The sequence below is a fragment of the Desulfatibacillum alkenivorans DSM 16219 genome (assembly GCF_900142135.1).
Taxonomy (GTDB): Bacteria; Desulfobacterota; Desulfobacteria; order Desulfobacterales; family Desulfatibacillaceae; genus Desulfatibacillum; species Desulfatibacillum alkenivorans.
This window is the reverse complement of sequence record NZ_FQZU01000073.1, coordinates 1-12,424: the sequence shown is the minus strand read 5'-3', so window position 1 is coordinate 12,424 and position 12,424 is coordinate 1. Positions and strand designations below refer to the sequence as shown.

At 54.0% G+C, this 12,424-nt stretch carries 10 protein-coding genes, 1 pseudogene and 1 riboswitch; of the genes and pseudogenes, 3 read left to right on the top strand and 8 right to left on the bottom strand.

The features are described 5' to 3' along the window. The first annotated feature begins 630 nt into the window (after window positions 1–630). Entirely contained in the window at window positions 631–1,773 is a 1,143-nt protein-coding gene (locus BUE18_RS26675; protein ID WP_073479174.1) for a serine hydrolase domain-containing protein, read from the top strand. Between the two features lie 374 nt (window positions 1,774–2,147). Here BUE18_RS26675 and BUE18_RS26670 read toward each other — a convergent pair whose 3' ends face one another. Further along, window positions 2,148–2,531 carry a hypothetical protein gene (locus BUE18_RS26670; protein ID WP_073479173.1) on the bottom strand — a complete coding sequence of 128 codons (384 nt, stop codon included), beginning with the start codon at window positions 2,529–2,531 and terminating at the stop codon, window positions 2,148–2,150. A gap of 175 nt (window positions 2,532–2,706) precedes the next feature. On the opposite strand from BUE18_RS26670, the gene BUE18_RS26665 reads away from it, so the two are divergent. Next, window positions 2,707–4,494 carry a response regulator gene (locus BUE18_RS26665; protein WP_073479172.1) on the top strand — a complete coding sequence of 596 codons (1,788 nt, stop codon included), beginning with the start codon at window positions 2,707–2,709 and terminating at the stop codon, window positions 4,492–4,494. Between the two features lie 120 nt (window positions 4,495–4,614). On the opposite strand, the pseudogene BUE18_RS28850 reads toward BUE18_RS26665, so the two are convergent. The 7 genes and pseudogenes from BUE18_RS28850 to BUE18_RS26635 form a co-directional block, all read right to left on the bottom strand. Further along, window positions 4,615–4,722, bottom strand: a pseudogene (locus BUE18_RS28850) (dual CXXC motif small (seleno)protein); the annotation flags it as partial. A gap of 249 nt (window positions 4,723–4,971) precedes the next feature. Next, entirely contained in the window at window positions 4,972–5,925 is a 954-nt protein-coding gene (locus BUE18_RS26660; RefSeq protein ID WP_139264990.1) for a glycosyltransferase family 9 protein, read from the bottom strand. 24 nt (window positions 5,926–5,949) lie between these two features. Beyond that, complete coding sequence (locus BUE18_RS26655) at window positions 5,950–6,690, bottom strand: SIR2 family NAD-dependent protein deacylase (protein WP_073479170.1); 741 nt, start codon at window positions 6,688–6,690, stop codon at window positions 5,950–5,952. A gap of 3 nt (window positions 6,691–6,693) precedes the next feature. Further along, window positions 6,694–7,176, bottom strand: coding sequence for an adenosine-specific kinase (locus BUE18_RS26650; RefSeq protein WP_073479169.1), 483 nt, complete (start codon window positions 7,174–7,176; stop codon window positions 6,694–6,696). A gap of 53 nt (window positions 7,177–7,229) precedes the next feature. Further along, window positions 7,230–8,069 carry an MBL fold metallo-hydrolase gene (locus BUE18_RS26645; RefSeq protein ID WP_073479168.1) on the bottom strand — a complete coding sequence of 280 codons (840 nt, stop codon included), beginning with the start codon at window positions 8,067–8,069 and terminating at the stop codon, window positions 7,230–7,232. Window positions 8,070–8,120: 51 nt separating this feature from the next. After that, window positions 8,121–8,927 carry a 50S ribosomal protein L11 methyltransferase gene (locus BUE18_RS26640; protein ID WP_139264988.1) on the bottom strand — a complete coding sequence of 269 codons (807 nt, stop codon included), beginning with the start codon at window positions 8,925–8,927 and terminating at the stop codon, window positions 8,121–8,123. A 33-nt stretch (window positions 8,928–8,960) separates the two neighbouring features. Then, on the bottom strand, window positions 8,961–9,713 hold the full coding sequence (locus BUE18_RS26635) for an ATP-binding protein (protein WP_073479166.1): 753 nt from the start codon (window positions 9,711–9,713) through the stop codon (window positions 8,961–8,963). Between the two features lie 189 nt (window positions 9,714–9,902). Continuing rightward, window positions 9,903–10,000, top strand: a riboswitch (TPP riboswitch). Between the two features lie 67 nt (window positions 10,001–10,067). On the opposite strand from BUE18_RS26635, the gene thiC reads away from it, so the two are divergent. Then, the gene (gene thiC, locus BUE18_RS26630; RefSeq protein ID WP_073479165.1) at window positions 10,068–11,357 is read left to right on the top strand and encodes a phosphomethylpyrimidine synthase ThiC; all 1,290 of its coding nucleotides are present in this window, start codon (window positions 10,068–10,070) and stop codon (window positions 11,355–11,357) included. The last annotated feature ends 1,067 nt before the right edge of the window (window positions 11,358–12,424 follow it).

The window sequence follows — 12,424 nt, the reverse complement described above, 5'->3', positions numbered from 1 at the left end:
TCGCCGAACACAACCAACCCGGCATGGGCGGTGATTGTCTCGTTGGTGACTTCCAGCTTGAAAGGGAGGACTGTCTGTGTCATCATGGCTTCACCCCGTTGGTGATAGGTTGTTGTGGTCAACTCCATCCTATCTGCTTGTTTTCTCAAGCACAACGGGGTTTTTCATTTTTTTTCTCCCCATCAATCGCGGATCTGGGGAAATATAGAAAAGCCGCCTCCAAAAGCAAGGCCCCTATTGCGAATATAGGTGAGGTCTTCGTCCCAAGGCAGCTTTCTCCAGGGGCTTGATCTGGTGATCAGCAGCCAGTTGCAGGCGGAAAAACAACTCCTGATTCACCCGGGAAAGAGCTCTTCCTGCGGCCAATCCCCAAAACTGCGCCTCGCTTAAGAATTCCCATTCCACACCCAACATTCTATATATTTGTACAAATAAACTCATATACCGCTTTTTTAAGCCCTGCAGGCTTTGCGCTTATGAAATTTCTTCAGGGAAATGCCTCAATTTTATTCCCCAAGGCGCCGATCTCCTATTGTTACCCAACGGAGCCGCCGTTTCTTCGCCGCAATGCCGACAGAATGGCGGGCCTTGACGTCCCATAAAAACTTATAACGGGAAAGACGCTTTGTTATGCAAAAATCGCCTAAATTCAAAATCATCTTCCTCATGGGAATCGCCATTTTTATTTTCAGCATCGGATGCTCCGACGACAATGACCTTGAACCCTACCCGTTGCCCCTGGCTTTGCAGCGCATGGTCAACGAAGTCATTGTGCAGTATCAGGCCCCAGGGGCGGCTTTGGCAATCCGATACGCAGACGGCTCCACCTTCTCCTACGCAGCCGGCATGGCGGACCTGGAAACGCAAACACCGCTCACGCCCCAGCATCTTTTCCGCATTGGAAGCGTTACAAAAACCGTTACCGCCTGCGGCGTGCTCATGCTTTATCAGCAAGGCTTTTTTGGACTGGACGATTCCGTGGAGTCCATACTTCCAGGGCTGATCCCGGTTGATGGGGATCAAATCACAGTCCGAATGCTTTTGAACCACACCAGCGGGCTGGAAGACTATGTCGCTTGCCCGTACGAGGGCGACTATTTTTTCACGGCCATTGTGGACGATCCCACAAGGGCCTGGACGCCCGAGGAACTGGTCCAGGTAGCCGTGGATTGCGGGCTGGCCGACACACCCGGCCAGTCGTTTTTATACTCCAATGCAAACTACATTATCCTGGGCCTGATCATAGAAACCGTAAGCGGCCAGAATTACGAGGATTTTGTTCAGGACAACATCTTTGACGCTCTGGGGATGCAAAACACTCTTTCTCCGGTGCAGACCGGCTTTCCCGGAGATTTCGCCCACGGGTATTTTGAAAAAGACTCGGACGGCCTGCTCTACGACTACTCCATTCAAAGCCCTAGCGCAGTCTGGGCCGCCGGAAACGTTATTTCAACGCCTGCCGACCTGTTGATTTGGGCGGAGGCTCTTTCCAGCGGCGCCTTATTGACTCAGGACGCCTTTGACCAGCGGTTTATTCCGGTGAACATGCATGTAGATGACCACCCGGAGGCCACGTACGGACTTGGCGTGTTGGTCGAGGGGCCTGAAGAGGGGCATAACGGCTCTGTGCCTGGCTATCAAACCCAATTATTCGCCGTCAATGGCGTCTATTTCGCCGTCTACACCAACTGCTACTACCAAACCAAGAACAACGTCTCCCAAGTCATCTATGACAAAGCAAAAGAGATTTTACAGGTGTACGACGAATTGTAAAAATCCCCGTATTGCTCTAATGCACAAAGCAGCACTGCACGGGCAGCCGGCGCCCCAGGGCGGATTATTGATGCCGCATGCAGGAGCCATAAAGACTCTTGGACCTAAATGAAATCAACAAACTCGCCGCCCTCATTCAAGGGTTTTTGTTTCCCGTCCTGCAAGTAGAAGGTCGTTGCATTTCAGGGGCGGGTTACAAAGGGAAAAACTTCGCGGTCAGAAATTTCTATGAATAGGAGGGCGTTGCAAGTACGGCAAAAAGATTAATAAAGCAGGATGTTAAAAAAAGGAGTATTACAGCGCCAAATTGCGCACATCCATGCGCGGGCAAGTCGCATATATTCAAAAAGCGAAAAATTTGGCGAAAACAGGCCCTATTCGGCGTCCGGATCGTAAGGCTTTCCGCATTCCTTGCAATTGCCGTCCGGGCCAATGACTCCAATGCAGTTTCCGTCGCTGCACAGCTTGCGGTCGTCCCACCCGTCATCCGAAGCATCATCCGCGTCATCATCCGCGTCATCATCCGAGTCGGGAGCGTCTTCATACCCGTCTGCGGCGTCGGATTGATCTTGTTCTAAGGAATCTTCCCGCTCAACAGCTTCGTAGGAAGCCTCATCAAGATTTTCGTCATAGGGCTTGCCGCATTCCTTGCAACGGCCGTCTTCTCCGATGACGCCGATGCAACCGCCGTCAACGCAGAGCCTGCGGTTTTCCCATTCCTCATCCGTCATGTTTTTTTCTTGCCCGTTTTCTTCCATATTTAATCCTTTTTATAATTTATTTCCTAAATATCCATGATCTCAGTAAATGTCAATATTCAAGAAAATGCGCTATTCTGCCGAAATAGAAATGGGAACCGGTGCGCGCTTAAGAAGGCCGAACCGATTTTCACAAGTATTTTTCATTACATATCAAACAGTTAGGTGAAAAACTATGATTTTTGCTCCAGCTCATGAGGCCTTTCGTCTGCTGATCATCGATGACAACTCGGACATTCACAACGACTTTCGAACCATATTGACGGAAAAAGAAGAAACAAATTCCGTCCTGGACGCCATGGAAATGGAATTGTTCGGCGAGGCCCCGGCGGAGTGCAAGCACAAAAACAAATACGAACTGGATTTCGCCCTTCAGGGAAAAGAAGGCCTCGACAAAGTGCATGCCTCCATCTTGGAGGGAAACCCTTACGCAGTCGCGTTTGTTGACATGCGTATGCCCCCGGGCTGGGACGGTCTGGAAACCATTGAGCGCATTTGGCAGGTTGATCCCCATGTCCAGATGGTTATTTGCTCGGCGTATTCCGACTATTCCTGGCAGGAAATCATAGAACGCCTTGGCCGCACGGACAGCCTGTTAATCCTGAAAAAGCCCTTTGACGCGGCTGAAGTGGCCCAGCTTGCCTCCGCACTATCGGAAAAATGGAAGTTGGCCAAACAAGCCTCCCTGAAAATGGTGCAGTTGGAAGGAATGGTTCAGGAAAGAACACAGGAATTGGCTTACGCCAATGAAGCCCTTCAGCACGAAATAAAAGAGCGCAAAAGCGCTGAAACCGCCTTGCGCCACGCCCAGAAAATGGAAGCCATCGGAACCCTGGCCGGAGGCATTGCGCACGATTTCAACAATATCCTGTTCGGCGCCATGGGGTTTGCGGAAATCGCCCTGGGGGACGCTGAGCCGGGAACCCGCATTCATAAAAGCCTGGACCAGATTATCAACGCCCATAAAAGAGCGGCCAGGCTTGTGGATCAAATCCTGTCGTTCAGCCGCCAGATTGAACATGAGCCTCAGGTCATACATATCCACCCCGTCATCAAAGAAGCCTTAAGCCTGTTGCGAAGCACCATCCCCTCGACCGTTGAAATCCGCAAGGAAATCGATGTTCAGTGCGGCGCCGTCATGGCGGACCCGACCAAGATCTATCAGGTCATCATGAACCTGTGCACCAACGCCTCCCACGCCATGGAGGATGCTGCGGGCGTCCTGGAAGTCACGTTAAAGGAAGTGGACGTGCCTGAGCATGAGGCGGCTTTTATGCAAATCCCAGCCGGAAAATACGCCCGTTTGACGGTAAAGGACAACGGCATGGGTATGGATCAGGAGACGCAAAACCGGGTCTTCGAGCCCTATTTCACCACCAAACTGGACGGCCATGGCAACGGTTTGGGGCTTGCCACCACTTACGGCATCGTCAAGCACCATAAAGGAGCGATTCAGGTGGACAGCAGGCGGGGCCAAGGCACGACCTTCAATGTTTTCTTCCCCATTGTAAAGGAGCAGGCCAAGGTCAACCTGGACGACTTGGTGGTTGCAGCGCCCGCGGCGGGCGACAAGCACATCCTGGTGGTTGACGATGAAAAGCCCATTATTCTGATGGAGGAAGCGACGCTGGTCCAGTGGGGCTATGAGGTTACGTCGACGACGGACAGCCAGGAGGCTTTAAGGTTGTTTATGGAAAACCCCCATTCTTACGACGCCGTGGTCACGGATCAGACCATGCCCAAACTCACCGGCATTGATCTGGCCAGGGAAATGCTCAAAGTCAGGCCGGACCTTCCCATCATACTGGTCACAGGCTATTCCGCGGCCGTCACACGCCAGAAAGCCCCGGATCTGGGGCTGGCCGCTTATCTGGAAAAGCCGGTGGAGACCATGGTCTTGGCGCAAGCCGTGGATCAAGCCATATCAAGCCGAAACGCCGTGCAAGCCGGAGTAGCGGCCTGAAACAGGAATCTTTCCAGGGAGGCTCCTTGGGCGGCCGAACGGTTGTAACTCAGATAGCGCCCGTGGCCCAGCCTGTTAAAAACTGAACCCATATTTTCGATTTTTGATGGAAAGCCGGGCTTAGATCCTGTCACAGGGAATGTTTGCCAATAGTTCTTCTATGTCGTCGTCCATAAGTTCGCTAAGTTGTTCAAGATTAAATTGGGATTTGCAGGACCTGCAAAAAAACTTAACCTCGCGTCAAGATCGGTTGAGGTAAAGCCGCCCTTCGCACTCAGGGCATTTCATTCGATTTCCAGCAGGATTTCTAATGGAGCTTCGCAAAGCGAAAATGGATTTAGACATTCCTTAAACCGTCCACAAAAAAAAAAGCGGGAATCCCCGCCCTGATTCCAACTCAGATCAATTGAAAAGACAACGCAGCCGTCCTGACCAACATGCCTGAGATTGGCCGGGATGTCAACAAAACCCGGACGCCTATTTATACCGCGCCAACTCCAAAAATTCCAGGATCTCCCCAGGAGCAATGCTGTCCAGGCATTTTCCTTCCCGGCAGTTTTTTTCCCTGGTTTCAAAGCAAGGAACGCTTTCGCATTCCCCTCTGAAAACCTGTACCCGGGGGCCAACGGGCCGCCATCGAACCGGGTCCGAGGGGCCGAACAACGCCGCGGCGGGAACTCCCAGCATGGCCGCGACGTGGGTTGCTCCCGAATCATTGCCCGCATAAGCCCTGGACGCCGTCAAAAGGTCCTTGAACTCCAGCAAAGACTCGGGCCGCAGGATTTCCGGCTTGCGCTCCCAGGCCTCAAGCCCCTGCTCCAAACCGTGATCGTCCGGACCTAAGACCATTTTCCCGGGAATTCCTTTTTCCTCCAACGCGTCAAAGAGCTTTCCAAAGGATTCCAAAGGCCAGTTTTTTCGAGGACTGCCCGACCCCGGATGCAAAAGGACCGGCGCATTGGCAGGCCTGCCGGCCCTGGCGTATAAATCAAAAGCATGGAGCATATGGGAATAGCCGGTTCCGGCTTCAGGATCAACCAATCCGGCTTTTTGCAAATGAGACAGAATGCGGTCGAGCACGTGGACCCGCTCGCCGGGTTTGGGCCGGGGCGGAATGGAATAAGCCTGGCGCGAAAGGGATTGGACGGCGCTGAAAAGGTCCCGGGAAAAGGAAAAAACGAGTACGCTGTCGCGGGCTTGAATCTGCTCCCTCACCCAGGGGGAGGGAGCAGGTCCGTATAACGAAGCGATTTCGGGCGACTGCACGGGAAAGGCGGCTTGAGCCAGGCCCAGATTTTTGGCCAGCCCCCCCAGGCCGGGCGCGCAAAACAGGGTCAGTGAGCAGCCGGTATGCTCAACAACGGCCTGCAAGCCCCACAGGGCCATGACGCCGTCTCCCAATGCGCCCTGAATAATGGCGAGAACATTCACTTTACCGCGCTGCGAAAGCGGGGATTATATCCCCATCTCCTCAAGAATGCCGGTCATGAGCTTGCCAGCCCCGCCAAACAGAGAGTAGTCCGCCACCCTGCCGGTGAGCGTGGTGCGCTCCATGTTCATTTCAATGACGGTGGCGCCGCCCAACTTTGCGATGCGGGCCATGCTGGCCGCAGGCTCCACTATGGCCGAGGTGCCCACAACCATCATCACGTCGCATTGCTCGGCCAACTCCTTGGAGCGCCACAGGGCGTCCGAGGGAATCATTTCGCCGAAGAAAACGCAATCCGGCCGAAGCATGCCCCCGCAGGAGCACCTGGGGGGAATAACCTCCAAGGAGACCTGGCTGGTTGGAATTTTCGCCTCGCAGTCCATGCAGCGCTGCTCGGCGAAGGTGCCGTGAAACTCGATCACGTCCCTGCTTCCGGCGGCCTGATGCAGCCCGTCCACGTTCTGGGTGATGATGGCGGCCAGGTTGCCGGTCTCCTCCAGCCTGGCCAGGCCTTTATGCAGTTTGTTAGGCTTGGCCTTGTCAATAACCCCCTTCATTTCAGCCACCAGGATTCTCCAGACGCGCTCCGGGTTGGCTAAAAAAGAGTCGATGTGGGCGATTTCCATGGGATCAAATTTCTCCCACAATCCGCCCTTGCCCCTGAACGGGGGGATGCCGCTTTCCACGGACACGCCCGCTCCGGTGAGGGCTACCACAAGCCGGGCGTTCTTGATGTCCTCGGCCGCCCTTTTGATCAATGCTTCCATGGTTTACCTTTTGTACCCGATGGCTTGCAGAAGGCCTTTGCGAGCCTCTTTGTTTTCATCGTTTTCCACGCCTTTGGGCGAAAAGCCGTCGATCACGCCCAGGATGCCGGCGCCCTGCTCGCTCACAGCGGTGATGACCTCCACCGGGTTGGCCGTGGCGCAATAGATGCTGCACACTTCCTGGCAGCGCTTCACCGCGTTCAGGACGTTGATGGGATAGGCGTCTTTCATGATCAGATAAAAGGTGTGGCCAGCGCCTACGGCCAGGGCGTTCTTGACGGCGGCGTCAATAAGCTCGGGATCATTGCCGTCGGTGCGCACCAGGCATTCCATGGAGGCTTCGCAAAAGGCCAGACCGAATTTCACTCCGGGCACGGAGCCCACCATGACTTCGTAAAGATCCTCCACGGTTTTGATAAAATGAGATTGGCCCACAATAATGTTGGCTCCCTCCGGGATTTCCAGGCGAACGGATTTCAGTTCCATAAGGAATCTCCTTGCGGTTTATAGTTGCGTATACAATGTCTTTTCAGAAAGTATTATAGCTCGAAAACCCGGTCGCAGGCAACTGCGGAGCATTGGATGTCCGCGCCCTTTTCGGCCAGGATGTTTTGAGAGTCTTCCACGATCCTATCCATGTCGTCGTCGAACCGGTCCTGATTCAGGTGAAACAGGCCAAGCTCCTTGACGCCCGCCTGCACGGCCAGATCCAGAACTCTGGGATACACGGAATGACCCCAGCCGCGCGTGGTCTCGTATTCCTTGGGGGTGAACTCGGCGTCGTGAACCAGCAGGTCGGCGCCTTGGCAGAACTCCAGGTAGTCTTCAAAAGACTTGGCGTTGTTATGGGGAAAATCCAGCTCATTGTCCGTCAGAAAAACAAAGGTTTTTCCGTCTTCCTCGAACTTGTAGCCAGAACCTCCGTTTGGATGGGTGAGAGGAATGGGAGTGACCGTGATGGAGTCGATCTCAAAAGTCATGGGGCAGACGGGTTCGTATTCCACCTCCGCCTGTATGGCGTTGGGCCTGATGGGAAAATTGGGCGGCGCCATGACGCGCGATATGAGCTTTTCCACATATTGCCTGGCGAACGGGCAGCCCTGCATGCGGATTTTTGCAGATTTGACGTAAAGGGGCTTAAAAAAAGGAAAGCCCATCAGATGATCCCAATGGGCGTGCGTGAAAACAAAATCGTATTCAAAGCGTTGCTCTTCCATGAGCTGGTTGCCAAGGCGGCGAATGCCGGTCCCTGCATCGATGACTATCACATGGCCGTTCTTGCTCCGGATCTCCACGCACGTTGTATCGCCGCCGTACTTCAGGTAATTCTCACCCGAAACCGGGATGGAACCTCTTGACCCCCAGCACTTGATGAACATGGCTCATCCCTCCCATGGAAAACGCCGTAAACGGCAGGGCGCGAAGAACCTTCATCCAGCCGGTCCCTTGCCCATGATGGTGAACCAGGTGCTTTCCTGTTCCCATTCCTGTTGGACTACCGCTCCCAATGCCTTGATTGCATCCTTTATATCGCGAATTTCGGATCGCAGCAACCCGGACAGCACAAAATGCTTGCCGCGCAAAAATAACGGATCCGACGCCATTTCCTTCATGACTGCAAAATGGATATTGGCGACCACAAGATCGGCCGGCTCCTGCACGTAATCCAAAGCGCTGCCGCGCACGGTCCGGATTCTGTCTTCCATGTGGTTCAATTCCACATTGCGGGCCGTGGTTTTCGCCGCCAAAGGATTCAGGTCCACGGCGAGAACGCTTTCGGCGCCCAAGGCTGTCACGGCCAACGCCAACAGCCCGGTTCCCGTTCCCAAATCCAGAACCCGCCTGGGCTTTTCGTCCCGGTACAAAATCTCCAGCGCCAGCATGCAATCCCGGGTTGTAGGATGCGTACCCGTGCCGAAAACCACGCCGGGATCCATCCATAGCCTGGTTTTGCCCGGAGGCGTTTCATGATCGGACCAGGGCGCGCAAACGGAAAACCCGCCTATATCCAGAATTTGATCGTGGTCCTGCTGCCACTGGGTGTATGGCATTATATAATTGTCCAGCAGCAGCAGCAGGCCGGGATTGGTGCGAACCAGATCGAACACAGTCTTGTGGGCTGAACGGGAGAAAAACAGAAAGCTGTATCCGTCTTCCTCCCAGTTTCCTAAAAAATCGTCCCCCAAACCCAGTTCCAACTCGGGTTTCAGGCAGCCCTGAATATAATATATGAACAAATCTTTATAAGGACATTCCAACGTGCAAAGTCCTTATGGTTCGATAATTTTGTCGAAAATGGCAAAAACCGCCTTCTGGGACGCGGATTCCTCGGGCAATTCGATGGTCGGCTGCCCATTGAGGTCAAAGTCGTAAACCAGTTCGTCTTCCGGCACGGTTCCTGCCAGCTCCAGGCCTTCATCCTCGATAACCTTCAGCAAGGCTTCGGAGGGCTCGCCTTTAGCCTGGTTGAGGATCAAATAGCTTTTGCCCATGCCGATGCTCAGGTCCTGGGCCAGCTTGTTGATCCTGCCCGCAGCCTGAAGTCCGCGCCTGGACGGATCGGACACGATCAAAAGAATGTCCACGTCCTTGGTGGTCAGGCGGCTGATGTGCTCCATGCCGGCTTCGTTGTCGATAACCAAATATTTATAGTTCTCCGCAAGACGCTCCAAAAAGCGCGTCAGCAGGGAGTTGGCCGCGCAATAGCAGCCCGATCCTTCCGGCTGGCCCATGACGATGAGGTCGTAGTCTTCGGACTCGCAAATGGCCTCTTCCATCTTCATTTCTATAAAAAGGTCCTTGGTCATGCCCGAAGGCACGTCGCCTTTTTTCATTTTCTCACGGGCGCCGCCCAGGGTTTCCTCAACCTCCAGGCCAAGCACTTCGTTGAAATTGGCGTTGGAATCTGCGTCCACGGCCAGGATAGGCTTCTTGCCTTTGCTTACCATGTATTTCACCAGCATGCCCGCGATGGTCGTTTTGCCGACGCCGCCTTTGCCGGCAAGGGCTATGGAATATTGCATATTACTGTCTGCTTCCTTTCCCGAAAATAATATCGAATAAAAAATCCGGCGATTCTTGGCCGGTTTAAATGAAAAAGCCAATACTACGCATGGTTATAAGAAAATAGGCCACAAGGCCTGATCCGTCAAGGAACTTTATATACATGCAACATTTCCTTGACAAGCATTGTTAGGATTTCTACACTGACCCAGACTCATTAGGGGTGTTCCTTGACTGAGAGCCCTTCGGGCAACCCTTAAGACCTGACCAGGGTAATTCCTGCGTAGGGAAATGAGCCGGAGCTTATTTGTTCAATAGCCCTGCCGTTTCCTGTTTTTTGGGAAACGGCTTTTTTATTTTTTGGAGGTAATACCATGACACAACTTATCTGGGCCCGCGAAGGCCGCATTACGGAGGCCATGCGCCAGGTGGCGGAAACGGAAGGATACACTCCCGAGGAAATCCGGGATAAAATCGCCGCCGGAGTCGCCATTATTCCCATCAACAAAGGACGGAGCATTCCGGCCAGGGGCATCGGCGAAGGCCTGAAAACCAAAATCAACGCCAATATCGGCACCTCCCCCAGCCATTTCAACCTGGAAGAAGAATTGGAAAAGCTCAAGGCTGCCGTGGACGCCGGGGCCGACGCCGTCATGGACCTCTCCACGGGCGGCGATCTTAAAAGAGTGCTGCAAACCGTGCTGAACAACTCCCCCATCCCCGTGGGCACCGTGCCCGTATACCGGGTGATCGGCGAACTCTTGTGCCAAGGAAAAGGAACGGCCGAAATGACTGCCGACGCCCTGTTCGGCGAAATTGAAAACCAGGCCAAAATGGGCGTGGATTTTGTCACGGTCCATTGCGGCGTCATTCAGTCCACGGTCAAAACCTTGGCAGGCTGCGAACGGGTTATGGGCATGGTGTCCCGGGGCGGCGCCATCATGGCCGAGTGGATGGCCATCCATAAAGAGGAGAATCCCCTGTACGCCCAGTTTGACCGCCTTTTGGATATGTGCGTGGAATACGACCTGACCCTCTCCCTGGGTGACGGGCTGCGCCCCGGCGCCATTCATGACGCGGAAGACCGCGCCCAACTGAGCGAAATGATGATTTTGGGCGAACTGGCCAAGCGCGCCCGCAAGGCCGGCGTCCAGGTGATGATCGAAGGTCCCGGCCATGTGCCCCTGCACCGCATTGCAGGCGACGTCAAAACCCAAAAGCGCCTCTGCGACGGCGCGCCTTATTACGTCCTGGGCCCCCTGCCCACCGACGTGGCTCCCGGCTACGACCATTTGGTCAGCGCCATCGGCGGCGCCATCGCCGCGGCCAGCGGCGTGGACTTTCTGTGCTACGTCACCCCGGCGGAGCACCTGCACCTGCCCAGCATCCAGGACGTGCACACCGGCGTCATCGCCTCCCGCATCGCCGCCCACATCGGCGACCTGGAAAAGAACCTGCCCGGCGCCCACGACTGGGACCTGAATATGTCCAAGGCCCGCAGGGATTTTGACTGGGAAAAGATGTTCCAGCTTGCCATCGACCCGGAACTGGCCCGCAGCCGCCGCAACCAGTCCGAAGACAAGGAGCGCGACGTCTGCACCATGTGCGGCGACATGTGCGCCCTCAAGTCCTACACCAGGGCTACGGAAGCCGAAGAAAAATAAGCCCGCCCCAAGCCGAATCCAGCCCCGGGTTTAACGCCCGGGGCTGATTTTTTTCGTTCCCATGCTGTGCGTGACAATGCATATTAAAGAGGTTTAAATTCAGTAGGTTATCCATTACCATGCTGGTTGATTGAAAGCTGAACACCCTATTTGTACGTTCGCCTTTAACCACGGAAATCACGGAAAACACGGAATTGAAAACTTCCGTGCCTTCAGTGCCTTCCGTGTCTTCCGTGGTTTGAGGTCTTTCTCGAGGGGCTTGGCTCACACAGGGGCGCCGCTTGCCGCGCCCGACCTGTCATTCCCGAATGCCTATGGGCCGCGTAGGGGCGAGGTCTCCCTGCCCGTCAATCCCGAGAGCCCTGGCTTTTGTAGCGACAGGCCCCCGTGCCTGTCCATGCTTTTTGCCCGTCATTCCCAAACGTCTCTACCGGGAATCCAGGGTCTTTGTCTTTGGTTTTTTAAAAAATTGGCAGAGCAGAGTCATCTTAGACCGCCGACGCCCCCCAAAGTAGTTGGGCGGCCCTGGCAGCGTCTTTGTTTTATGCTGCCAGGGCCGCGTAGCGACATTTATTTCATCCGAGTAGATCGTGGATGGCCTGCAACTTGTCCCAACCAGTCGCGTTTCCAATGCCTGAAGCAAAAAGCATTTCACCCGCCTCTCCGCCTTTTTTTGTTCTGAAATCACCCTCAATCAAGCTAATTTCATTTTAAAATAACTTATGATTTCAAAAATATATAGAGTTAGTGACTTATTAAGGATGTCCCCGTAGTGTTAGGGACGTTATATAGCGAAGGAACAAGAGGTTACAGGTCCAATTGTACTATAACTCAAAAAATCTTTCTCCTTGAAACAAAAAAACCTCCTGTTAGGATATAGGCGCCACACCAAATAACCCAAACAGGAGGTTTTCATGAATCAAAAAGAGTCTAACAGGATCGAGGCTTTCAGGCAACTCAAAACCGAAATTAGGAACTCCCCGCGTCACCTCATAGTCGGGATAGACGTCGCCAAGGAGAGGCATCACGCCTTTTTCGGCACGGCGTACGGCAAGACCGTCCATAAG

What these genes read in the sequence shown, in the direction of transcription:
- thiC (WP_073479165.1), top strand. Translation starts at nt 10,068, where the DNA reads ATGACACAACTTATCTGGGCCCGCGAAGGCCGCATTACGGAGGCCATG.
- BUE18_RS26655 (WP_073479170.1), bottom strand. Translation starts at nt 6,690, where the DNA reads ATGGAAGCATTGATCAAAAGGGCGGCCGAGGACATCAAGAACGCCCGG.
- BUE18_RS26645 (WP_073479168.1), bottom strand. Translation starts at nt 8,069, where the DNA reads ATGTTCATCAAGTGCTGGGGGTCAAGAGGTTCCATCCCGGTTTCGGGT.
- BUE18_RS26675 (WP_073479174.1), top strand. Translation starts at nt 631, where the DNA reads ATGCAAAAATCGCCTAAATTCAAAATCATCTTCCTCATGGGAATCGCC.
- BUE18_RS26650 (WP_073479169.1), bottom strand. Translation starts at nt 7,176, where the DNA reads ATGGAACTGAAATCCGTTCGCCTGGAAATCCCGGAGGGAGCCAACATT.
- BUE18_RS26665 (WP_073479172.1), top strand. Translation starts at nt 2,707, where the DNA reads ATGATTTTTGCTCCAGCTCATGAGGCCTTTCGTCTGCTGATCATCGAT.
- BUE18_RS26635 (WP_073479166.1), bottom strand. Translation starts at nt 9,713, where the DNA reads ATGCAATATTCCATAGCCCTTGCCGGCAAAGGCGGCGTCGGCAAAACG.
- BUE18_RS26670 (WP_073479173.1), bottom strand. Translation starts at nt 2,531, where the DNA reads ATGGAAGAAAACGGGCAAGAAAAAAACATGACGGATGAGGAATGGGAA.